At 54.8% G+C, this 23,006-nt stretch carries 21 protein-coding genes; 8 read left to right on the top strand and 13 right to left on the bottom strand.

The window, feature by feature from the left end:
- Positions 1-214 precede the first annotated feature (214 nt).
- The 3 genes from QEH53_RS13435 (at position 215) to QEH53_RS13425 (ending at position 1,947) form a co-directional block, all read left to right on the top strand.
- The gene (locus QEH53_RS13435) at positions 215-1,192 is read left to right on the top strand and encodes an ABC transporter ATP-binding protein (protein ID WP_309023720.1); all 978 of its coding nucleotides are present in this window, start codon (positions 215-217) and stop codon (positions 1,190-1,192) included.
- A 96-nt stretch (positions 1,193-1,288) separates the two neighbouring features.
- Complete coding sequence (locus QEH53_RS13430; RefSeq protein ID WP_309023789.1) at positions 1,289-1,468, top strand: ATP-binding cassette domain-containing protein; 180 nt, start codon at positions 1,289-1,291, stop codon at positions 1,466-1,468.
- The gene (locus QEH53_RS13425) at positions 1,438-1,947 is read left to right on the top strand and encodes an ATP-binding cassette domain-containing protein (protein WP_369426444.1); all 510 of its coding nucleotides are present in this window, start codon (positions 1,438-1,440) and stop codon (positions 1,945-1,947) included. Before QEH53_RS13430 ends, QEH53_RS13425 begins: the two co-directional genes overlap by 31 nt.
- Positions 1,948-1,949: 2 nt before the next feature.
- Here QEH53_RS13425 and QEH53_RS13420 read toward each other — a convergent pair whose 3' ends face one another.
- Positions 1,950-2,429: a hypothetical protein gene (locus QEH53_RS13420; RefSeq protein ID WP_309023719.1), complete on the bottom strand. Its 480-nt coding sequence runs from the start codon at positions 2,427-2,429 to the stop codon at positions 1,950-1,952.
- A gap of 156 nt (positions 2,430-2,585) precedes the next feature.
- Here QEH53_RS13420 and cmoA point away from each other — a divergent pair, with 156 nt between their 5' ends.
- From cmoA to QEH53_RS13405, 3 genes are all read left to right on the top strand, one after another.
- Positions 2,586-3,329, top strand: coding sequence for a carboxy-S-adenosyl-L-methionine synthase CmoA (gene cmoA, locus QEH53_RS13415; protein ID WP_309023718.1), 744 nt, complete (start codon positions 2,586-2,588; stop codon positions 3,327-3,329).
- 83 nt (positions 3,330-3,412) lie between these two features.
- A complete protein-coding gene (gene cmoB / locus QEH53_RS13410) occupies positions 3,413-4,402 on the top strand; it encodes a tRNA 5-methoxyuridine(34)/uridine 5-oxyacetic acid(34) synthase CmoB (RefSeq protein WP_309023717.1) in 990 nt (329 codons plus the stop codon).
- 138 nt (positions 4,403-4,540) lie between these two features.
- Entirely contained in the window at positions 4,541-6,835 is a 2,295-nt protein-coding gene (locus QEH53_RS13405; protein WP_309023716.1) for a cation:proton antiporter, read from the top strand.
- A gap of 95 nt (positions 6,836-6,930) precedes the next feature.
- Here QEH53_RS13405 and QEH53_RS13400 read toward each other — a convergent pair whose 3' ends face one another.
- From QEH53_RS13400 to creB, 8 genes are all read right to left on the bottom strand, one after another.
- The gene (locus QEH53_RS13400; RefSeq protein WP_309023715.1) at positions 6,931-7,485 is read right to left on the bottom strand and encodes a PqiC family protein; all 555 of its coding nucleotides are present in this window, start codon (positions 7,483-7,485) and stop codon (positions 6,931-6,933) included.
- Positions 7,482-9,119, bottom strand: a complete 1,638-nt coding sequence (gene pqiB / locus QEH53_RS13395; protein ID WP_309023714.1) for an intermembrane transport protein PqiB — start codon at positions 9,117-9,119, stop codon at positions 7,482-7,484. Before pqiB ends, QEH53_RS13400 begins: the two co-directional genes overlap by 4 nt.
- The gene (locus tag QEH53_RS24190) at positions 9,112-9,768 is read right to left on the bottom strand and encodes a paraquat-inducible protein A (protein ID WP_345785719.1); all 657 of its coding nucleotides are present in this window, start codon (positions 9,766-9,768) and stop codon (positions 9,112-9,114) included. The genes pqiB and QEH53_RS24190 overlap by 8 nt, the downstream gene beginning before the upstream one ends.
- Positions 9,758-10,228 (bottom strand): paraquat-inducible protein A, encoded by a 471-nt coding sequence (locus QEH53_RS13390; RefSeq protein ID WP_309023713.1) that lies wholly within the window; start codon positions 10,226-10,228, stop codon positions 9,758-9,760. Before QEH53_RS13390 ends, QEH53_RS24190 begins: the two co-directional genes overlap by 11 nt.
- Before the next feature lie 213 nt (positions 10,229-10,441).
- Positions 10,442-11,785, bottom strand: a complete 1,344-nt coding sequence (locus QEH53_RS13385) for an archaeosortase/exosortase family protein (RefSeq protein WP_309023712.1) — start codon at positions 11,783-11,785, stop codon at positions 10,442-10,444.
- A 58-nt stretch (positions 11,786-11,843) separates the two neighbouring features.
- Positions 11,844-13,823, bottom strand: coding sequence for a VIT domain-containing protein (locus QEH53_RS13380; RefSeq protein ID WP_309023711.1), 1,980 nt, complete (start codon positions 13,821-13,823; stop codon positions 11,844-11,846).
- 147 nt (positions 13,824-13,970) lie between these two features.
- Positions 13,971-15,458 (bottom strand): two-component system sensor histidine kinase CreC, encoded by a 1,488-nt coding sequence (creC, locus tag QEH53_RS13375; RefSeq protein ID WP_309023710.1) that lies wholly within the window; start codon positions 15,456-15,458, stop codon positions 13,971-13,973.
- Positions 15,459-15,488: 30 nt separating this feature from the next.
- Positions 15,489-16,199, bottom strand: coding sequence for a two-component system response regulator CreB (gene creB / locus QEH53_RS13370; RefSeq protein WP_309023709.1), 711 nt, complete (start codon positions 16,197-16,199; stop codon positions 15,489-15,491).
- Positions 16,200-16,312: 113 nt separating this feature from the next.
- Here creB and QEH53_RS13365 point away from each other — a divergent pair, with 113 nt between their 5' ends.
- Positions 16,313-17,374, top strand: a complete 1,062-nt coding sequence (locus QEH53_RS13365) for a hemolysin family protein (protein WP_309023708.1) — start codon at positions 16,313-16,315, stop codon at positions 17,372-17,374.
- Here QEH53_RS13365 and QEH53_RS13360 read toward each other — a convergent pair.
- Both QEH53_RS13360 and QEH53_RS13355 read right to left on the bottom strand, forming a co-directional pair.
- Complete coding sequence (locus QEH53_RS13360) at positions 17,371-18,633, bottom strand: MFS transporter (RefSeq protein ID WP_309023707.1); 1,263 nt, start codon at positions 18,631-18,633, stop codon at positions 17,371-17,373. The genes QEH53_RS13365 and QEH53_RS13360 overlap by 4 nt on opposite strands.
- A gap of 49 nt (positions 18,634-18,682) precedes the next feature.
- Complete coding sequence (locus tag QEH53_RS13355; RefSeq protein WP_309023706.1) at positions 18,683-19,699, bottom strand: NAD(P)H-dependent glycerol-3-phosphate dehydrogenase; 1,017 nt, start codon at positions 19,697-19,699, stop codon at positions 18,683-18,685.
- 187 nt (positions 19,700-19,886) lie between these two features.
- Here QEH53_RS13355 and QEH53_RS13350 point away from each other — a divergent pair, with 187 nt between their 5' ends.
- Complete coding sequence (locus QEH53_RS13350) at positions 19,887-20,150, top strand: hypothetical protein (protein ID WP_309023705.1); 264 nt, start codon at positions 19,887-19,889, stop codon at positions 20,148-20,150.
- Positions 20,151-20,284: 134 nt separating this feature from the next.
- On the opposite strand, the gene QEH53_RS13345 is transcribed toward QEH53_RS13350, so the two are convergent.
- Positions 20,285-21,049 (bottom strand): succinate dehydrogenase/fumarate reductase iron-sulfur subunit, encoded by a 765-nt coding sequence (locus tag QEH53_RS13345; RefSeq protein ID WP_309023704.1) that lies wholly within the window; start codon positions 21,047-21,049, stop codon positions 20,285-20,287.
- A 29-nt stretch (positions 21,050-21,078) separates the two neighbouring features.
- Entirely contained in the window at positions 21,079-22,995 is a 1,917-nt protein-coding gene (locus tag QEH53_RS13340; RefSeq protein ID WP_309023703.1) for a fumarate reductase/succinate dehydrogenase flavoprotein subunit, read from the bottom strand.
- Positions 22,996-23,006: the final 11 nt, after the last annotated feature.

Below are 23,006 nucleotides of genomic sequence, written 5' to 3'. Positions count from 1 at the left end.
CCAAAAAGACCCCTCAGAAGCCGCGGAGCGATCCACCTTATGCGCTTTCGATTTCATATTGCCCCCTCCGAGCGAACTCAGAAGACGACGCCTCCTACTATAGGACACTCTCTGGTCGACATTTATCTGGACGATCAGAAATCATAGATGCCACGAGCTATAGGACCTAAATCGATTGGCGAACGAGCGAGAAAAGGACGCCTCCAGAATCCAAATGAAACGAAACGATCCTCTCAAAGCCTCCACCCTCCTCGGCTTCCTCACTGCCCAGCAGGGTCCCTTTGCGTGGTTTCATTTCTGGCGAACCTTCAGCGTCCTTGCAGTCGTCCCCTTTCCGCTGATCACCCAATACATAGTCGACCACTCCATCCCCCGCAGCGACATGATGGAGATGCTACTGTTCTGCGGATACGGCTTAATCCTTATCTTCATCCACTACGGTGCCATGTACTTCGCCCTGCAGATATTGTCCAGCCGCGTGCAGGTGGTTATGGTCAGCCTGCGCTCGCGCATCTTTCGCAAGCTCCAGTTCATGCACTTTGGCTTCCTAGACAAAACTCAGACTGGTCGACTTCTCAGCAAATACGCTTTCGACACCCAAAACATCGAAGGCGCGGTCATACCCATCCTGTTAAACATAATTCCGGAAATTATCCGCTCCGTCGCCCTCATCGCTACCCTCGTCTGGATCAACCCATGGAACGCTCTTTTCGTCTTCACCACCGTCCCCATCTTCGCGCTGATCCGCTTCCGCTACACTGCCCGCATCGAGCGCAAGAACCGCGAAGTCCGCCTCGCCCGCGAAAAACTAACCGGTAAGGCGAGCGAATACATCTCCGCCCTAAAGTTGGTTCGCGGATACGGCCAAGAGCCTCAAGTCCAAGGCGAACTCGACGGCGTCAGCGACGCCTACTCCTCTACCCGCGTCAGCCAAATGCTCGTCAACCAAGGCATGAACGTGGCCGTCTTTACCATGCACTCCGCTATTAATATCCTAGCGGTCTGCTTCGGCGCCTACCTAGTGATCATCGGAAAAATGAGCATTGGCGCACTCATCGCTCTGGTAGGCGCCCTCCCCACCATTCTCAATCCTATCAATATCTTCGCCCAATTCAGCATCCAGTATTTGCTAGCAGCCGAGAGCTATAACAGCATCAAGGAGCTCATCGACTCCGACTACGTGGAACAGTGACGAGGCCAGGAACGCCCAAAGTACTTGCGTGGCGCAGTCGACTTCCAAAATGTCGCCTTTTCCTACAAAAAAGACGGGGTCAAAGTCCTCCAAAATATGGAGCTCTCAATTGCCCCGGGCGAAAACGTCGCCTTTGTCGGTGGATCCGGTTCTGGCAAGAGCACCCTCGTCAACCTCTGCTCGGTCTATACGCCCCGGAGGAAGGCCGCATCCTCATCGACGGCCAAGAACAAGCCATTATCGACATGCGTCACCTCCGTCGGCAATGCGCCATAGTCATGCAAGACAGTATCCTGCTTTCGGGTACCATTCTCGAAAACATCCGCTTCGGCCGTCCGGAAGCTACCGAGGAAGAAGCGATCGAAGCCGCTCGCCAAGCTAACGCTTGGGAATTCATCTCCCAACTCCCAGATAGCATGCAAACCCGAGTCGGAGAACGAGGAGCTAGCCTCTCGGGCGGCCAACGCCAACGCATCGCCATCGCCCGCGCCATCTTGCGCGACCCCGCCATCCTCGTGCTCGACGAAGCCACTTCCGCCCTCGACAACGAAAGCGAAAGACTCGTGCAGAAAGCCCTCGAGACCCTCGCCCAGGGCCGAACCACCATTACCATCGCCCACCGGCTCAGCACCATTCGCAGCGCTGACCGCATTGTAGTGGTAGAGTCAGGACGAATCGTCGAAACCGGTAGCTACGGCGAACTCTCCCAACGCAACGGAAGCAAATTCCAGAAGCTCCTTGCCGCCCAACACTAATCCTACCAACGCATACGTAGCCCTACCTTCACGCTTCGCCCCGGCACGGGCGTCAAATCTTTAAGGTAGAAACCGTGCGGACGCCCTTCCTCATCGCTAAGATTGCTTCCAACCCAAAAGACATCGACCGTCCCGCGCGCCGACTCCCGCAATCGACAATTCACGTCTGCGCCCCACATGAAGTAACGATCCGTCGGCAGCTCATACGGAGCCAAGTGAGAAGCTGCCTCATGTAGGCTACCTTCCCAACCGAAAATCCACTTACCCAAGCTGTACTCCATTCGCGTTGATACCCTCCGCGTCGAAATCGGCGGCAAATTGGTCCCGAAACTCTCGTTTGTCGCACGCGTCTGTTCCATCAACAAGTCGATGTAAAGATGGTGGCCCTCCTCCTCGGTTGCGTGATACCTCAAATCTAATTCGAAAGCGTAAAACCGTGCATCCGCGGCCGTCACGACCGAAAACCGTTCCCACGTCGTCACCTTCGAACACTGAGTGCTGGTAAGTGCTATAACTTCCTTAGACCTCCAAAACCTTAGACTTCGGACTAGGGGCTCTGTTCTCTTGAGCTCAAGACCTGAAGCAGGCTTGTCACCATCACGATCTCCCATTCACTCTCGAACGATACAGCCACGTTCATGCCAGAGCCAAAACAAACCAATAAAGACCAAGTCTACGCCGACCCCCGCGGCCAAGTCGCGGCCTTCGCTTTCGACGAAACCGTAGCCGAAGTCTTCGATGACATGATCCGCCGGTCCGTACCCGGTTATGGCATGACCTTATCCCTCCTCGGAATCATAGCCCAACACTACGCCAAGCCAGGCACTCGCATCTACGACCTCGGTTGCTCGCTCGGAGCCGGCATCGCCTCCATGGGCGCCAAGCTAAAAACGCAAGACGTCACCTTCGTAGGCGTCGACAACTCCGCCGCCATGCTCGACCGCTGCCGCCCCAACCTCGCCGCTGTCGAAAAAGCTCACCGCATCGAGCTCAGCTGCCAGGACATACAGGACACCCTTATCGAAAACGCCTCCATCGTCGTCCTCAACTTCACCCTGCAGTTCATTCCGCAGGAGGAACGGTGCGCCCTGCTCACCCGCATCCGCGAAGGCCTCATACCCGGCGGCGTACTGGTGCTGTCCGAAAAGATCCTCTTCGACGACCCGCAAATCCAAGCCGACCTCACCACCCTCCACCACGACTTCAAACGAGCCCATGGCTACAGCGACCTAGAGATCGCCCAGAAGCGAGCCGCCATCGAGAACGTACTCATCCCCGAAACGATCGACGCCCACGAAACCCGCCTCTCGCAAGCCGGCTTCGCTCGCGACGAAATCTGGCTGCAATGCTTCAACTTTGCCTCCTTCCTCGCCTTTAAGTAAGATTCTCCCACAAATCAATCGGAGCTTCACGAATTCAACAACAGCCGATTCGCGCAAATTTGCGAGATTCGTGGGCAAAAATTATGTCACCACTTTCCACCTACAAGAAACTCTACGAGAAACTCGCAGACACCGATCTTGAGCCTTGGATCCCCACCCTTCGCCAAACCGTCGAGCCGACCATCCTCGAGTCCAACAACGGACACCTCGACCGCTGGTTAAACGCCATCGACGCTCTACCCGATGTAGGCGGGTGCTTGTCACGCGATCTCTCAACCTCCCCTGCAATCCAAATCGGCCTTCCAGAAGATCTGGATACAAACCAGCGTGAGTCCCTGCCAGAGACCCTTCATAACTTCCGCCCTTGGCGAAAAGGCCCATTCGACTTTTTCGGAACCCATATCGACACCGAGTGGCGCTCCGACCTCAAGTGGGACCGTCTCCTAACCAGCATCTCAGATCTTGCCGGACGGCTCGTCCTCGATATCGGATGCGGCAGCGGCTACCACTGCTGGCGCATGGCTGGCGCTGGAGCCAAGCTCGCCCTTGGCACCGACCCCTTCCTCCTCTACGTCATGCAGTACCTTGCCGTACGCAAATACTTGCAAGAGCCCCCGGTCTGGGTCCTGCCCTTCGGCATCGAAGGCCTCCCTCCCGCTCTTCCCGTATTCGACACCGTATTCAGTATGGGGATACTCTATCACCGTCGTTCCCCAATCGACCATCTCTACGAACTACGAAATTTCCTGCGCCCCGGCGGCGAACTGGTGCTCGAAACCATCGTCGTCGACGGCCCCCTTGGCTACTCTCTGGTGCCCGACCAGTACTACTCAAAGATGAAAAATGTCTGGTTCATTCCCACCGTCGAAACCCTTGTACAATGGATGACCCGATGCCGCTATCGAGATATCAAGGTCATCGACGTATCCACTACAACAACTCAGGAGCAACGTAGTACAGACTGGATGGTCTTCCAATCGCTCAAGGACTTCTTGGACCCGAGCGACCCCAGCAAGACCATCGAGGGTTACCCCGCCCCTAAACGGGCCGTCATCACCGGCTCCGCACCGTAGGAAACCGGATAATTGGTCGCAGAACTATTCTACCCCAAACTACCGACGATCTCAACAGCTCTCGGGGCACTCGCTACGCTTGCCTGATCGTAGACGTTTATTGAATCTATTCACCCTTCTGTACCACGACTCCTCCCCATGGAACTTTCCAACCAGCTGCCAATTTACCTGATCCAAGACTTCGCTGTCGTACTCGTCTCCGCCGCGATCGCAAGTTGGGTCTGCCGCAAGATCGGATTGTCCTCCATCGTAGGCTACCTACTCGCCGGCATCATCGTCGGCACGCCTCAAATCACATTCCCTTACGTCACGGATACCCTCCGCATCCAGCTTCTCTCGCAAGTCGGTTTGGTATTCATCATGTTCTCCATCGGCATGGGCTTCCGGCTCCAACGCTTTAAGCAATTAGGCATCGGCGTCCTCATCGCCACCTTTTCGACCGCCATGCTAGTACTCTCACTCACCCGTTTCATCGGCGGTCGATTGGGGTTCAGCGCCGCCGAATCCCTCTTCCTCGCTGCGATGCTTATGGTTAGCAGCTCCGCAGTCATTGGAAAAACCCTGCAGGAAAACGGCCTCACACATCGTCGCTTCGGACAACTTGCCCTGGGGATGACGCTCTGCGAAGACATGGTCGCCATCGTGCTGCTCGCCTTCCTCGGAGCCTACACCTCCCTCGACCCTGCGGCCAGCGGAGACTGGACCAGTATGCTGGGCAAGGTGGGCATGCTCCTCGGCTTCGCCAGCCTTATTCTAATCCCCGGACTCGTCCTCGTTCCTCGCCTCCTTAGGCACCTTAGCAAGGGTGGCGAAAACAACCGTGAGCTGGAGAGTCTTGTCGCCCTCGGCCTGCTCTTCAGCATGGCTTTCCTTACGCTTTGGGCAGGATACTCACTTGCCCTTGGTGCCTTCCTCTGCGGCATGATCATCGCCGAAACCCCCAAAGTCCGCCTCTTTAACGAAAGCTTCTCAGGACTGCGCGACATGTTTGTAGCCGTCTTCTTCGTCGCCATCGGCATGGCCGTCGATATCACCCAGCTACCTTCCGCCCTAGGCCTCATAGCCCTAGGCGTAGCGTTAGCCCTGGTCTTACGCTGGACCGCTGCAACCTTCTCACTCCTGCTGGTAGCCGAAGATCCAGAAGACGCCCTGAAAGCCGGTATGTCCTTAACCCCCGTGGGCGAATTCTCCTTCGTGATCGCCGGCATAGGCATTGCCGCTGGGGCCATCGGTGAAAACTTCCAAATCGCCGCCGTGGGAATCTCCTTTGCCACCACGATCCTATCCCCGCTCATTCTCTCTAAACGCGAGAACATCATCCGCTTCTTACCTTTGCACAAGCTCCCCATCCTGCCCGCCTACCAGCGCCTTTGGCAAAAGGTTGGGCAGCGCCAAGACAAGAGCCTCCTCTGGCGCATCGTCGGGCCACGCCTCTGGCAAATCGGAGGATGGCTCGTCTTCGTCACTGCACTACTCGTATTCAGCGAACCCTTACACGACTTTCTCAGCCAGGATAAACCGCATTGGAAAAATCACTACAGCTGGATCTACTGGAGTGCCACAGCCCTGTTCGTACTGGCCCCCGCCCTAGCCCTCTTCCGCAACGTAAACGCCATCGCTTCCATTGTCGGCGAATCGGTTTCCCACGGGCTACGCAACCGTAAAGCTTTTCGTCAAACGGTTATCGTGCTCATGCGCGGTCTCGGCCTGTCAGGCCTCGCCCTTTGGATAGCCAACTTCCTACCCATCAGCCTAGACACACCCGTACTCCTAGCCGCCGCCGGTATCACCGTCTGCATAGCCCTCTTCTTTGGCTGGCGCCTCATCGTTCGGTTGCAAAGCGACGCAGAATTCGCCATCCACAGTGCCGTCAACCAAGAAACCCCGCTCGAGCGAGGAGCCCGCACCCTTCAGCAAGCGGGTTCCGACTGGGGCGTACGTCTTGAAGACTGGGTTCTCGGGGATTCCGCCCAAGCGGGAAAGAGCATAGGCGAGCTTGGCCTCCGCAAACGCTGCGGAGCCACCATCGTGAGCATCGAACGACACGGCTACTACTTGCCGACCGTCGGCCCCAATACCCACCTTTTTCCCGGCGACCACATCTTCGCAACTGGCTCTCGAGAAGAGCTGCAATCTCTCCGCAAAATCCTCAGCGAATCTCCCGATGACGACAGCGATGCCATCGACTTCAACGATGCTATTTTAAGCTCTCTTACGCTGGAACCAGGCTCCCCCACTATCGGGGCTACGCTACGCACCCTCAAGTGGCCGCGCCTTATTGGCGTACAAGTGGTTGCTTTTCGCCGAGGGGAACAGCCTCCAAGCCCGCCCAACCCCGACGAAACATTGCAAGTAGGTGATCAACTTCTCCTGGTAGGCACCGCAAATTCCCTAGCCGACGCCCAAACCCAAGCGGCCCCTCAAGCGAGTTAAGGTCGATCCGCAACTCGCTGCGGAATCGCTCAACCCAATACCACTGAAGCCACGCCCCTCACTAAGCTTCCAAGCAGGGGTGGCTAAAAAAATGGCTAAAGCGACTTTGCGATCTCATCGGTCAAGGATGCCAAAGCGCTCACATGAGCTCGTACTGCGGCAGGATAGCCACCTTCTCCAATTCCCATCTGGATGGAAAAAGCACTTCTTTGCGCATCGTCTCCCCGTATACGCCAAACTCCCTTGAGGATCACTCGGCCCGATGCCGTCGCGTGAAAAAGCTCTACCTTTAAATCAATTTTCATCGGAACAACCTCTCGATCCACATACTTCAGACGAGAAACCAATTCCGCTTCCAAAACGCGTCGCATCCCTTCTTCCATTGGCTCACTCCATAGATGATACTGAGCTGGACGTATCTCATTATCGGATACACCTAGCATAACACTCGAGCTCTTGAGGTAAGCCGGGAGTTCAATGTTCGCTACTTCGACAAACTCTCGAGGAAGGTCATTTACCGACGGCTGGAGCAGATAATAATGCACCTCGGCTGCGGGTCGAGATTGGCAGCCAACGAGGACGACCACCCCGACCCACATCAAGACGGCCCGAATGGCTCGTTTCGTTTTACTCAATTGCAGATCGTTCATTTCGCGGCCTTGGGTTCAGGGTCTGGCTTCGACGGCTTCGAGAATAAGATGGCATTGGGTTGGCGCTCGAGCTTTTGGGCCAAACGCTGCAAGTCAGAAAGGGCCGCATTCAAGCTTCTGAAACTTGCCTCCAGTTCTCCGTACATTTGCGAATCTGGCGAGAGCCCAGAAACCGCAGATTCAACTGCATCCAAGGTTTTTCGAAAAGAGTGGGGAAGGGTTAGGGCTCCTTCACTAGAAAGTAATGTATCCAGATTACCAATCAAGCCTCTCGAATTATCGAACATCTCACGGGCGTGAGCAATTGCCTCCCTGACTTCCACTGTAAGAGCCTTTAAAGGTAGAGAATCAACGGTATTGAGAATCCCTACAATCCTACGCTCGATCTGCTCTAATCCGACCGACTGAGTTGGAAAAACCTCGTACTCCCAATCGACTCCGGAATCCGCATGCACATCGTCGCCCTGCTCATAAAAGTCCAAGCCTACAAAGAGGTTCCCTGTCAGCAAGCTGCCCCTCTGCAAAGCTGCCCGTAAGCCAGAGTCAATGTGTTGCTCCACTAGCTCCTTCATTTGTGCCAATCCCTCCGGCGAATCGTCCAATTGAAAGTGCCCGGGAAAAATCCGGATCAAAGCAGGCACTGGCACTTCCTCCGTCCCGAAAAAATTAGTGCCCCGTAAGTAGGAAAAGGATACATCTTCGACGTGCCCCACTTGGATCCCGCGGTATTCGACAGGTGCCCCGACTTTCAAACCGCGAACCGAATCATTAAAGAAAAGCAAGTACTGGGCATAGTGGCGGTATGGGAAGCGGTCGATGTCATCCTTGGACTCGTACAGCCAAAAAGAGTCTCCGTCCGACACCTCAGCACCTGCCACCCTGCCCTCTGGCAGATCAAAAGCGACTCCCCCCGCCAAGATCGACTCCATCGAGTCAGCATTGATTGATATGCCATCCGAATCCGCTTTCAGCTCGACCGCGCTGGCTTTCCAGAAACGGGTCGGCGAAGTGACCAACGCGTCAAAAGGCGCTTCAACAAAAACTTCGTAGCGAAACCGATTGTTTTCGAATTCGAACTCAGTCGCGTCGACCTGTCCCACCCGACGCCCACGATAGAGGATCGGATCTCCGCAATTTATCGCGCCCGAATCCTCGCTGAACAAGCTTATCCGCAGACCCTTCGCTGAAGGAGGAGTCGCTGGCGGAGCTTCGAGTCCCACGAACTCGCTCCAGCCTTCGTCGCTTTCTCCCGGCTGCAATACAATGTACGCACCGGACAATATCGTCCCCATCCCTGAAATACCGCCAAGACCGATACGCGGGCGGGCTACCCAAAATCTACTGTCCTCTCTCAGGAGAGAAGCCGCTGTTCGTTTGATGCGTAGCGATACCACCACAGACTTGTTGTCGTCGCTCAAACGCACATTTTCCACTAGTCCAATTTCGATGCTACGCGTCTTCACCTTGGTGCGCCCAGCTTCGATCCCGTCCGCCGTATCGAAGCGTATTTCGACAACTGGATCCGCATTAACCACCGCGTTCAAAAGCATCCACGCACCCAACAAGAGGGCGAGACCGGGTATTATCCATATCGACGAAATTCGCCTTTGCTTCCTGACTTCCGCCTTATCCATGATTCATCTCTTCCTCTCTCCTTTTCGCAACAGCATCCCAAATCAAACGGGAGTCAAACGCATGGGCCGCCAACATCGTACTGATTACAACTCCGGCAAATGCCAAACCGGCAGGTCCTGACTCTATCTTCAATAGTCCCCCAAACTGTACCAACGCAACCAATACAGCTACCACGCAAATATCGATCATGGACCATCGACCCAAAAGCTCTGTCAAAGCATACAACTTGCTATGCTGCGAGCGGCTTATTCGATATCCCCCGGAACTGATCCAACACAGCCAAAACAACGATAGGATCTTTGCCACCGGAACGATCACGCTCGCTAAGAAAATTATACCCGCCGGCAGATAGGATTGGTGATGCCAGAGTTGAATAACCCCTCCTACGATTGTGCTTTCCGTGGGGGACCCAAGGTAGCTCGTCCTCATGATCGGCAGAAGGTTTGCCGGTAGGTATAGAACCACTGCCGTAACCAACCACGCCAAGGTACGCTGCAGGCTGTTATGCCTGCGCGGCTCAATTTTAGATGAGCACAATTCGCAACGAGACGCCGATCCAAGTTTGTTCAAAGTACCGCAGTGGAGACACAAGCATGCACCTTCCGCCGCAGCGCGCCTCGTTACTATTTCTACCCGATCAGTCGACATATTGATGTAAGGAAAAAATCACCCGCTTCGTATCCAAACTCGAATACGCAGCGATAAGATAGACAACAAAGACCACGAAACTCCAAAACGAGACCCCAAAACTCACCTCAGCAAGGGAAGCTACCTTGATCAGACTCACCAGTGTTCCCACCAAAAAAACGTCTGCCATACACCATGGATGCAGATGCTCGATCAAGCTCGCCACCCGCTTCCAGCGTAAACTGGGATTCCCTCTCAAAAAAGCGACCGACAATCCAAAGATCGCAAGGCATTGCAGCATCGGACTACCAACGAAAAACAGCCCTACTAAAACTCCCAGCAAAGGCCTTTCCAGAATCAACGCCCAGGCCACACCGACTACCGTTGAGGACGATTGTCCACCCGCACCCCTCAGCGATAAATAACTGAATGCCAGCGAGACAAACAACGCAATCAGCGCTAACGACGAAAAAACAACCACTCGAGCCCAACCCCCTTTGAAGCGTTTCGCTATCGTAGTCCGGCAGCGAGGGCAGCAGGCCTCCTCGCGCTCCGCCAGAACCGGAACCTCCATAGGCAAGTCACATCGCGGACAGGCAGTATAAGGCTGGAGGGAGACTTCAGGCATCAAACAAGAAGGAGGAACGCTCCAAAACTGTCTCAGCCATTCCCGTAGGTCAAGCGCCCGCGAACCTCAAAACGCTCCCCTTTTGACGGGCACCGTCTCGGCATAGCCTACCCATGGACCCTCCGACCGACCCATCATTGCTGACCAAAACCAACTCGACGGATCCGTCCAAGCCTGACCATCCTGGGAAACCACCCGCTCCCGTACCTCCAGGCACTCCCCATCACGCGTCGCCATAACACGTCCCCACAAGGAACCGTCCACCGCCATGAAGATTGGCATCGGCTCCGTGTCGTATCCAATTGCTCGATAACAATCTGCAGAAAGGTGGTATCGCCGCGTAGCCCTATCAATCACTCGCACCGCCAAGCGACGCTCGTCCCTTCCGTAAAGTTCAATTTTACCGGGAAACCCCTTCGCATATTCTACTGCCCTTGGCTCCAATGGAATCTCGTACCAGCCTTCCCGATACAGATCTTCCTGAATCGAATCTAAGATGTCGGCACTCGCAATCGTTCCCTCTGGAAGCCTTCGAGCCGATTCGATATTGGAAAACCCGACACAGCCTAACACCAATACCAAGCAAGTTGGCGGTCCGACTCTATCCAATGAGGTTCGGACCAAGATTGATTTAGAGGGAGCGGCGCCACCTTTTACTCTACCTCCCACCCAAACGATGGCTGCCAGAACCATGGCAAACACGATCAGCCCTATCGGATCGTGCCCCCATTTACCGATATTCCAAACACCCGATTCTAGGAAAAATAAGAGAACATTTCTCAAAACGTTTCCCAAAAAGGCACTCACACCGGCTACCTGAAGGACCAACAGCGAACCTCTAAAATTGGGTTTGTGAATACAGATCATCAAGCACGCCAAGAACACCGAACTCCAAAGCATCTGTACCCCACTGCAAGGAGCGTCGATTGCGACTACCTCACCTCGCCAGTGCAACATCGTGCCTTGTGCTTCCACGCCAAATCCTAAAACGCCCAGCAACGCCGAGCTCGCTTTTCCGATCACCCACCGTAACGGAAATCCACCGTAAAACTGCAATGAGGAGATCAATGGCAAGGCCAGAACAAACAAGCCCACGTGGCCGACCCAGCACCGTCGATCTACTAACAAGGACGCTAAGGATAGCGCGACAAAAAGCGACTGTATTAGCGGCGTCATAAACACTCCACTCACAAGCGGAAGCAGCATCAACATAGCCGCTACCAAATACCGCCAAAACGCAAAACACTGACGAACACCTAGAAACGAGAACCCGAACCCCGTCGCCAAAGCAAGCACGCCCCAAGGTTCATCTGAACCATCCAACATGCGTGCTCCGTACCAACGAACGGAAGGCCAACTCGCGAGTAGGAGAAATAGGACGATCCCGTAATGCGAGGCTTTAGCCCGCATCAGCTTCCTCAGATCGAACCATCGGTGTCGCGGGCTGATGCTCCGTACTACAGAATCTTTAAATACCACGTCGAAGAAGTATCCAACTAACTGCTACAAGGACTAGACCCATCAAGGCCCACATCTCAGGCTCAGGTGTCACCGGTACCGAGCTTCCTCCGATACTCTGCGCCATACCCTCGGGAATGGGCAACGGCTGCGAAACTGTCTGCAAGCCGTTACCATCGCTCCTTATCACCTTGTCCACCGCGACGAACGAAGTGTATTTGGTGAGCAAGGAATGTTTCAGACCTAGCTTGGTGATTTTCTGCCTCCTTTCCTCACTAGGCCACAAGCCGTTATAATCGGAAATGCGGCGAATCCGCTCCCGAGCCCAAACATACTCGAGCGAACGAGACTCTGCCAAATTCACCGCATCCGACAAGTTTGTGGTCTCCTTGTACCCAGAATCACCTGCCCGTGCTGAAAGAACAATCTTGCCGGACAAGTCTCCCGCAAACTTACCAAAAACCACCATAGGTCGCTCCGCCAATAAGTCCGGCAAGGATATGGGCTCCACCTCAAAAACCTCCATGCCATCGAACGTCACTGCTAGTTCCGTAAGAATAGGCTCACTAACGTATTCAGAAAACAAATTCGCGACTCGACCAGTCTCTTTCGGATCACCCACAAAAAACGGTTCCCCTTGCCCGACCTTAGCTATGCCTTCAATTAAGAATCGGTTCGGAGCAGAGCCAATTCCGCATGCAAAAACATTCGCTTCATCCAGCCGAGAACGAATTAAATCGAAGACGCGATCTTCTACCGTCACATATCCATCGGTCAGCACTACAATATTTCTGCTAAAAGCTGGATCCCGCGGAGTACCGTAGACTGTCTTCAACGCCTGCAGCAATCGAGTACCGCCGCTTCCCCGCGTGTCGTAAAGAAATTCCACCGCCGCTAGCAAGTTTTCCACGGTCGCCGGAACAGGCTCTGGAGCAAAGGTATCCGACTCACCCGCAAATAAGATTAAATTAAATCGATCCGTTTCCTCAAGTCGAGCCACCAAGGCTTCCATCATCGCCTTCGCCGTGTTCAACGGAAATCCGTGCATCGAACCCGAAACGTCGACTACAAAAAAATATTCTCTTGGAAGCCGTCCTCTCATTCTCCCCACTGGCGGTTCCAAACTCGCCATAAAATACTTCTCTCCTCCACTTTCGCTCACCCAAACACCCGACTTAATCTCGTCACCAGATACTTGATACCGTATACGAAAGTCACGATTACCCACTGACTCCGCATCGCCATCCAGCTCCACATGTACCGTGCGAGCATTTTCGAAGACTGGCAAAGCGTCATGCGAGTCGCAGACAGCTTGCTCGATAGAAACAGCCGAGCGGATACGTGCCCTGATTCCATATTTCACTACCTCCAGGTTCCCTCCTGCTAGGAGGGGATTCTCAGCCGAAGCTTCCTCTTTCTCCGTATAACGCGATCCTACAGCTAAGGGCAATTCGAACGCGTATTCGTCCTTTTCACGTCGTATCCACTCTGCGTACTTAAGTGTCACCTCCACCACGTCGCCCGGCTGGATATTGGCCAGATTCATTTTAAAAACATTAGGCCGATTCTGCTCGAGTAAACTAGTCGTCTTCCCCTCGGCCTTTGCCATTTCGTAAGTCCGCCGAGCCTGAGACTTTTCCTGGATCTCGGCATCGACCACCCGGTCGCCAACTCGCATTGTCAAAGCAGTAACTGCGGAACGAGTCGATCCAGGAAATACGTAAACCGCCTCAATCGCTTCGCTTCCTGTGTTCGCATATATCTGAACCAACTCGACCTGAGCCAGCGTACCCACGATTTCGATACTGGTATCCACACTCTTCAACGGCAGACAATCGACAGATCCGAACGCTCCCTCCACCTTGAAGTAGGGTACCTCTGTCTCCAAACCGTCCTGGCCTCTGCCAACAGAGGCCAAAGCGCAGAGCAGAGCGATATGACAAAATAGAGCGAGCAAGTGACGAGATGGAATAGAAGAGATGCAATTCATTGCCATCTAAGCTAAACCACCTCTGCGCACCTTTTGTGAAACGAAGGTGATCTCTCTGTGAAATCCACTCCTATGTGGAAGATAATAAACAGACTAGATACTCACTCGCAGTTGATGAACTTTAACGGGCCTGTGGAGCCGGTCGACTCAAGGAAATCCCAAAACCACCCGCACGCCACCCGGCCCACGGTTTTCGACCCGCAGTGTCCCTTCGTGCAGGCCCATGATTTCCTTCACGAAACTTAGGCCCACTCCGCTGCTCTTCTCTCCCGTCTTAGGTCGGACCAAGGAATAAAACCGTTCCGTCACCTTGGACAAAGCGTAATCCGGAATTCCCGGCCCCTCGTCCTCTACGCAGACCGAATGCTTTTCGATAATTACAGAGACGCTCGAACCTGTCGGCGAGAAATCGAGTGAGTTTTGCAAAATATTTTGAATTGCCTGTCGAACCAAGAACCGTTCCCCACGGATCGACTCCGCCCCTGATCGTTGAATCGAAACAGCGACGCTTTCCTGACGAAACCGAGGCTCCAAGGTTTCCACAATCTCCTCCACCAATTCAGCCAAGTCTATCGACTCCACGTTCTGCAGAGCCCGCCGCGCCTCGACCGAGGCGAGGTCCAACATCCGGTCCACAATCCGTCTCAATCGCTCCGACTCACGCCGAACATTAGCCAAAAACTTTATCCGCTCGGCTTCCTCCATGCCGCCCTCAAGCAATTCTGCCGCGCCACTGATCCCTGAAATCGGTGACTTCAACTGGTGAGTCAAACTCTGCACATAGCGCTCCACATATTGCTTCCCCTCCAGGGCCACCCGCATCTCCTCGAAAGCCCGTCCCAACTCGTTCGCTTCGATACCAAAAAGCCGTGGATACTGGGCCTTGCGTCCATCCCGCAAGGCATTGGCATAGGCGATGAGTCGCTTGATCGGTTGGGTCAGCCAAACCGAAAGCACCGCCCCGAGCAGCAGTACCGCCACCCCAGCAATCACGACATAGAGCTCGAACCGGTCCTCTGCTCGCGAAATTAGTTCGTTAACATAGGAAGTCGGCTTCCCTACCGTCACCACGCCCTGGATACGTCCGTCGAGTCGAACCGGAGCTGCCACATAAAGGACAAGCGCTTTCTCCCCGTTTCGCGATGTCCACGTCGCCCGTGCCCCGTACTGCCCTTCCAAGGTTCGAGACACGTCGATCCATTGCGAGAAATCTTTTCCCTCGTTCGTTTTGTCGGACGAGTCGAACAACACTTTCCCTGCGGCATCGGTCAAATAGACTTCCAAGTCCACCGACTCTTTTCTCAGGGTGTAAATCTGCGCTTCGAAACGCCGCTCGTAGGCGCGTTCGAATATTTGAGCGATCGTGTCCGCCGAGAGACCCTCTCTTTCAGCAGTGTGTTCCAGCTGAGCCGCCAGGATGTTTGCCGTATCCACCAGCGATTCCTCCATCGACTCCAGATAGCGTGGCTGGATCTCCTGCGTCATAGTGGACATGATCGCATAAAAACCGCCGCCAACCACCAGGAGATAGACCAACAATATGCTCGCCCGAATCGAAATCAGCTTCTTCGGCAAGCGTAGCCAGAGCGGCCCACGTAAGTCAGGATTCGTCAGAATTCTCCAAAGCGACTTCATCTTATTATTCGAGGCCTTAGGAACGAGCTTTCAATACTGCATCGAGTATCCAATCCCACGATGCGTTACGATGTATTCATTCCCCGGTGACGCCTCTCTTAGCTTAGCTCGGATCGACTTTACATGGGCATCCACCGTGCGCTCACCACTTGCCTCAGGCTCCTCCCAAACCTGATACATCAATTGCTCCCGTGTCAGCACGCGCCCCGGGCGCTCTAGTAACACCTTCAACATCCTATATTCGTAACGCGTGAGGTTGAGCGGGCTTTCCGAGATCGATATTTGGTACCGCTCGCCATCCAACCGGAAGGGTCCCAGCTCCTTTCCTGCGGTCTCTCCGTCTGCCTCCAGCGAGGTCCCGCGACGCAGGATTACCCGAACCCTCGCTACCAACTCCCGCACGCTGAAGGGCTTGCACACATAGTCGTCTCCCCCGATCTCAAGGCCAAGGATACGATCTATCTCTTCGTTTCGAGCTGTCAGAAATATAATCGGTACTTGAGAAAAGCTGCGGATCTGCTTGCAGACCTCGAAGCCCGTCGTATCCGGGAGGCCCACATCCAAGATCACCAACACGTATTCGTTTTCGGCAATCTTCCGCAATCCTTCGACTCCCGTGGACACCCACTCGTTTTCGAAACCTTCCTTGCCCAAGCCAAAGCGAATATTGTCAGCTATACTCGGTTCGTCCTCGATAATCAACACGCACGGACGCTTCCAGTTCGATTCCAACTTCCTCACCTTACCAAGCTACTCGCCCCCTCCTCCGCTCATCAACTCTAGAATAATACACCCTATCACAATACCTCTTAACGTTGCGAAACACCGTCTAAGCCTCTACAGACCAAATCATCGTGATCGCTCTATTTGCCTATCTCTTGCTCTCACTCGGCGTTTCCTTTTTATGCTCTATCCTAGAGGCTGCGCTCCTCTCTATGCCTCCCTCATTCGTCCGCCAAGCGGAGAAGAGCGGAGCTCGCTACGGCAAACGACTCTCCCTCCTCAAGCGGGACATCGACCAATCGCTGGCTGCCATTCTCACCCTCAATACCATTGCTCATACAGTGGGCGCCGCGGGTGTCGGATCCCAAGCGGTGGCCGTTTTCGGCGAAGCCTACTTCGGTATCATCTCAGCCATCCTTACCCTCTTGATCCTTATCTTCTCGGAAATCATCCCAAAAACACTCGGGGCCCAAAATTGGCGATCACTCGCCCCGCTAACCACGTACACGTGCCACGCCATCGTCATCGGCACCTACCCCATCGTTGCCCTCTCGAAACAAATCACCGCGTTGCTGCGGTCCAGAGGCGAGCCGCACGCCAGCGTTAGTCGCGACGAAATCGTATCAATCGCGCAAATCGGAAAGTCGGAAGGCGTACTCGCAGAACGCGAATCCCAGATGATCCGCAGCCTCATTCGCTTCCGAGACCTCCGCGTCGAAAATATCATGACCCCTCGCACCGTTCTCGGCAGCCTATCTGAAGACAGTTCTTGCAGCGAAGTCGTCACCCAACCTGACATCATGCGTTTCACACGCATCCCGGTGTATTCGGACAACAAGGACAACATAACTGGCTACGTCATCAAGACTGACCTGCTTCAGTCTGTCGCCAACGAAAAACCAAAAGCGACTGTTGGCGAACTTAAGCGCCCGATCCGACTCGTGTCCGAATACGACACGCTCGCCAAGCTTTTCGACGAGCTCCTTCGCAGTCACGAGCAGATCGCTATCGTCGTCGACGAGTACGGCGGAACCAGCGGACTCGTGACGATGGAGGACCTGATCGAGACCTTAATTGGCTTGGAAATCGTCGACGAATCAGACTCGGAAGTAGACATGCGTCTCCTCGCCCGCGAACGTTGGGAAAAGCGGGCGAGAGCCATGGGAACCCTGACCGACGAACCAGACGCTTAAGCTACATCGCGCGTCTTCACCAAAAAGATAACCATGCCGACGATCATCAGAACAGGGATTACCGCCATGCCCGCCCGCTGGGAATCGAAGATACCCACCAGTTGGCCATAAAGCAGCGGTCCCAGAAACGCTGTCGCTTTGCCCGAAAAGGCGAAGAAGCCAAAAAACTCGTTGGCCTTGTCCTCCGGGGTCAGACGGCTCAGGAACGCACGACTCGCTGATTGGTTGGGCCCGAGGAAGATTCCGATCACCACCGCGCACACCCAGAACGCGGCTTTCGTAGTGATGAACAACGCAGCGGTCGTCGGCAAAACGAGTCCGATCAAAGAAATTACGATGGTAATCCGACTGCCGATTTTGTCTTCCATGAAGCTGAAAACCAGCGATCCCACTCCAGAACATACGTTCAAAGCGATTCCGAAAATCATCAGGTCCTGAAAGGTAAATCCGAATACAATCGTCGCATAGATTCCCCCAAAGGAAAAGATCGCCACCAAGCCGTCATTGTAGAAGAGACGCGCCACCAGCATCCAAAAAAGCTGCCGGTACTCGCGGATATGGCGAAACGTTTCACCGAGCCGGCGAAACGATTGCCTCGCCACCCGCAGGAAGCCATCGGGGTGCTGAGTTGCTTTCTTTTCCTTCACCCACAAAAGTATCGGAATACTAAATACGGCGAACCACACCGCCACCAGTACATTGGTCGCCCGCACATGCTGTTGGCCCTCCTTGCTCAACCCAAACCAAGGATCAGAATTGTCCGAAAGGAAACCAGCCAAAGCGATGAACAAGCAGATGAGTCCACCCGCGTATCCCAAGGCGAAGGCCTGGCCCGATACCTTGCCGTGCTTCTCCTTAGGAGCGATCTCCGTCAAGAAGGCATTGTTGAAAACGATCGAGAGCTCAGTCGCCACCAGAGCGATCCCGAAGAACCAAAGCGCCATCTTCACGTCTCCCTTCATGGGAAAATAGAGAGCCCCGATCGCCAGGCATGCCAGCAGGGTAGTCGCCGCGAGGAAGCGTTTTTTCCAGCCGAAGGCATCCGCCGCCGCGCCCAGCATCGGAGACAGCAGGGCAATAGTGAGCGAAGCGATCGCAACCGTATTACCCCAAAGTGTCGTCCCCGTATTCTGGTCTGGGGCGATAACCGTGGTGAAGTAAGTATTGAATACAAAGGTCAGGACCAAGGTTCCGAACGCCGAGTTGGCGAAATCGAAACAGGCCCATGACCAGACACGCTTAGAGGAGGATTCAGGCACGAGAACTAGCGTAGTGTTTCCCTTGAAAAAGGCGAGCCCTCAGAATTTCCTACTCCTTCTTTAGGTCGCGGCTCATCAAGTCGCTCAAAGCCTGCAGTGGCGGCTTCGACTCGTAGCAGATCTTGTAAACCTGCTCGAGGATCGGCGCCTCGATTCCTTTGCTCTGACACTCATTATGAAACGCCTTGGCGGTCCGGTAGCCTTCGACCGCCGTTCTTTGCTGGGCAATGATGTCGGCAGCCGTGCGTCCACGGGCGATCATCTCGCCAAAGGTACGGTTTCGACTCCACTCGCCGTGGCACGTAGCCACGAGGTCGCCAAAACCACTCAGCCCATAAAAGGTCTCCAGATTGGCACCAAGCGCCTGCCCGACGCGTACCATCTCAGCCACGGCTCTCGTGAGCAGCGAGGCCAACGCGTTATCGCCCAACTTGAGCCCTTGGCAGCAACCCGCCGCGATCGCATAAACATTTTTTAGGCAGCCACCCAGCTCCACCCCCTTGAGATCCCGGCTCGCGTAGACGCGCAGGTTTGGCCCGCTGATCGCATTTTGTAGGCGTTCGATGTCTCCATCTTGGCAATCATCGAAGGCGAGCGTCATCGCTGTAGGCTTGCCCGCAGCTACCTCACCCGCGAAAGTCGGCCCAGAAAGGCTCCCGACGGTAGCCCCCGGTAGCTCTTCTTTTACAATACCGCAAGGCGTCTGGCGCGTTTCCAATTCTAAGCCTTTCGCAAGGCTGACAAAGAGAACGTCTTCTTTCAGCACACCGGGCCTAAGAGCGGCTATTTGCTGGCACCAGGCGCGAAGCGCGTACGACGGTGCTCCCAGGAAAACGACATCCGCTCCAAAAAGGGATTTCGCCAGATCGGAAGTGACAGCGAGGTTTTCGCCAAAAGCGAAGCCAGGCAGGTAATCCTTGTTCTCACGATCGGCCGCCATGGCTGCCGCTTGCTCAGGCCGGCGGGCCATCAGAGTAGTGGCGAGTCCTTGGCGTTCGCAATGCAAGGCCACAGAAGTGCCCCAAGCTCCAGCGCCACAGACGGAAATTTTCAGGGGTTTGCTCATGCAGGATCCGGTTCTAAGGCAGTGCCTCCGCATGGCAATAGCGAGTTAAAGCGATTCCACCTAAGCACAGAACGGCCCTTTTTATCCGAAAATCCTTGTGTATAAGCGCTTAAATTGAAGTTTGCACTGAACACTTATTCACAAATGCCGTCTTTCATGGTATAGCGGTTCTTAACAAAAGTTCATCATGTTGCACTATCTCATATCACGACTAAGACGCTCCCCCATCCGGGAGGATGCGATGCTTAAGCGTACCGAGACGCGAGACGGCGTGAAAAATGTGCAGTTTGTCAGCTTCTTGCAGCAAAGCGGCTTCCGCAAACGGGCTCTCGACCGCCATGATAAGACCAAGCGCTTCAAAAAATCGGTAGCCATATTGGCAATCTGGAGCTTCCTGATAGCTTGCGGCTGGATCGCCTACGAAAGCGCCGAGGCCTTGGAGCTCTTTTAAAGCCCCCAAGACTTTCCTGAGGGACCGGTCCGCAGGAGAGCTTTCTCATCCTCCGATACGATCGGCGATGAACCAACAAAAAGACCGCAGCCCTCAAGCCACGGTCTTTGGAAATGAGTTAAGCCGTCGCTGTTCTACAAAGCTTTTGCCTTAAAGGAGCTTCGCAGAGTCGCAGAAACGAAGTCTCGGTTCAGCTTGGAGATGAACTCTTCAGAGATCAACTTCGGGCAAGCCGCCGAACACTCGTATTGGTTGGTACAGTTCCCGAAGCCAGCTTCGTCCATGGCAGCCACCATATTGAGCACACGCTTGTCCTTCTCTGGCTTTCCTTGCGGAAGCAAGTTGAGCTGTCCTGCCTTCGCGGATACGAAAAGCATGGCCGAAGCATTCTTACATGCCGCCACGCAAGCGCCGCATCCGATACACGAGGCTGCGTCCATGGCGAGGTCCGCTACGTCCTTGCCGATCGGAACGGAATTAGCATCCGGTGCGGCACCTGTACGAACAGTGACAAATCCGCCTGCTTGCTGAATCTTGTCGAACGCAGCCCGATCGGTGACCAGGTCCTTGACGATCGGAAACGCCGTCGCGCGGAAAGGCTCTACCGTAATGGTGTCTCCCTCCTTGAAGCTGCGCATGTAGGTCTGGCAGGTCGCCACTCCCTGTTCAGGGCCATGAGGCTCGCCGTCGATCATGCAAGAACAAGTGCCGCAAATTCCTTCGCGACAGTCGTGGGCAAAGGCGATTGGTTCATCGCCCGCATCGGTGAGGTCTTCGTTCACCACATCCAACATTTCCAGGAAGGACATGTTGGGGTTGAGGTCCTTAGCTTCGTAGTTTTCGAAGCGCCCCTCTGTTTCGCTATTCTTTTGACGCCAGACGCGTAGTTTAACGTTCATGGTAATAATTCCTTCTGTTGTTAGCTGGCTTACTTGTAGCTACGGGTGGCGAACTTGACTGATTCGTAAACGAGGTCCTCGGTGTGGCGAACCGGCTCTTGCCCCTCACCCTTATACTCCCAAGCCGCTACGTGAGCGAAGTTCTCGTCGTCGCGCTTGGCTTCGCCGTCTTCGTACTGGTGCTCTTCACGGAAGTGACCTCCGCAAGACTCTTCGCGGGTCAGAGCATCGCGGCACATGAGCTCGCCGAGCTCTAGGAAATCCGCCACACGGCCCGCGCTCTCGAGCGACTGGTTGAGCTCCTTGCCTTCACCCGGAACACGTACGTCCTCCCAGAATTCTTTGCGGAGTTCGGGGATAAGCTTGATCGCTTCTTCGAGCTTTTCTTTGGTGCGAGCCATACCACAGTGATCCCACATGATGTTGCCGAGACGCTTGTGAAAGCTCTTGACCGATTGCTTGCCTTGATTGGCAAGCAGCTGCTCGGTGCGCTCCTTGACTGCTTCCTCGGCCTTGACGAACTCATGGTCATCGGTCGACGGAGCAGAGGAGACGGACAGGTTTGCGAGGTAGTGAGGAATCGTATACGGAAGCACGAAGTAACCATCCGCGAGACCTTGCATTAGAGCGGAAGCCCCCAAGCGGTTCGCTCCGTGATCGGAGAAGTTCGCCTCACCCATGACGAACAGACCTTCGAGATTGCTCATCAGATTGTAATCAACCCAAAGACCGCCCATAGTGTAGTGAACCGCAGGGTAAATACGCATCGGAACGTCGTAAGCGCTCTCGTCGGTGATTTCCTTATAGATGTCGAAGAGGTTGCCGTAGCGCTCCTTGATGGTATCCGCTCCCAGACGCTTGATTGCGTCGCTGAAATCCAAATACACGCCGAGCCCTGTTTCACCAACGCCACGACCGTCGTCGCACGCTTCCTTGGCAGCACGGGAGGAAATATCACGCGGAGCCAAGTTACCGAAACTTGGATACTTGCGCTCTAGATAGTAGTCGCGCTCGTCTTCGGGAATTTGGCTTGGTGGACGTTTATCGCCCTTCTTCTTGGGAGCCCAGATGCGGCCGTCGTTGCGAAGCGACTCGGACATGAGGGTGAGCTTCGACTGATAGTCGCCGGAAACCGGAATACAAGTCGGGTGAATCTGCGTGTAGCACGGATTCGCGAAGGCTGCCCCTTTGCGGTGGGCACGCCAAGCTGCTGTCACGTTAGACTGGCGGGCGTAGGTCGAGAGATTGAATACGTTGCCGTAACCTCCAGTGCCAAGCACCACCGCGTGAGCGGAGTGGCGGGAGATTTCGCCTGTATTCAGATTTCGGGTAATGATGCCCTTGGCGTGTCCGTCGACGACTACCAACTCGAGCATCTCTTCGTTCGCGCAAAGCTCTACCGTGCCGAGCCCGACCTGGCGGCTGAGGGCGGAGTAAGCGCCGAGCAAGAGCTGCTGGCCCGTTTGTCCGCGAGCATAGAAGGTACGAGAAACCTGAGCGCCACCGAACGAGCGGTTGGCGAGAAGGCCTCCGTATTCACGAGCGAAGGGCACGCCTTGAGCGGCGCATTGGTCGATGATGTTGGCACTGACCTGAGCGAGGCGGTAGACGTTCGCCTCGCGAGAGCGAAAGTCGCCACCCTTGATCGTGTCGTAAAAAAGTCGATACACGCTGTCGCCATCGTTCTGGTAATTCTTGGCCGCGTTGATACCGCCTTGGGCGGCGATCGAGTGAGCGCGACGCGGGCTATCATGGAAAGTGAAGCACTTCACCTTGTATCCCAGTTCGCCGAGAGTTGCAGCGGCTGAAGAACCTGCCAAGCCCGAGCCGACCATGATAATGTCGTACTTGCGCTTGTTGGCAGGGTTGACGAGCTTGCCCTCCATTATGTGTTTCTCCCACTTTCCTTCAAGCGGGCCGGATGGTATCTTTGGATCTAATTTCATCGGAGGGAAAA

Source organism: Pelagicoccus sp. SDUM812002 (assembly GCF_031127835.1).
Taxonomy (GTDB): Bacteria; Verrucomicrobiota; Verrucomicrobiia; order Opitutales; family Opitutaceae; genus Pelagicoccus.
Note: the sequence above shows the minus strand (reverse complement) of the source record. Positions and strands in the feature narration are given on the sequence as shown.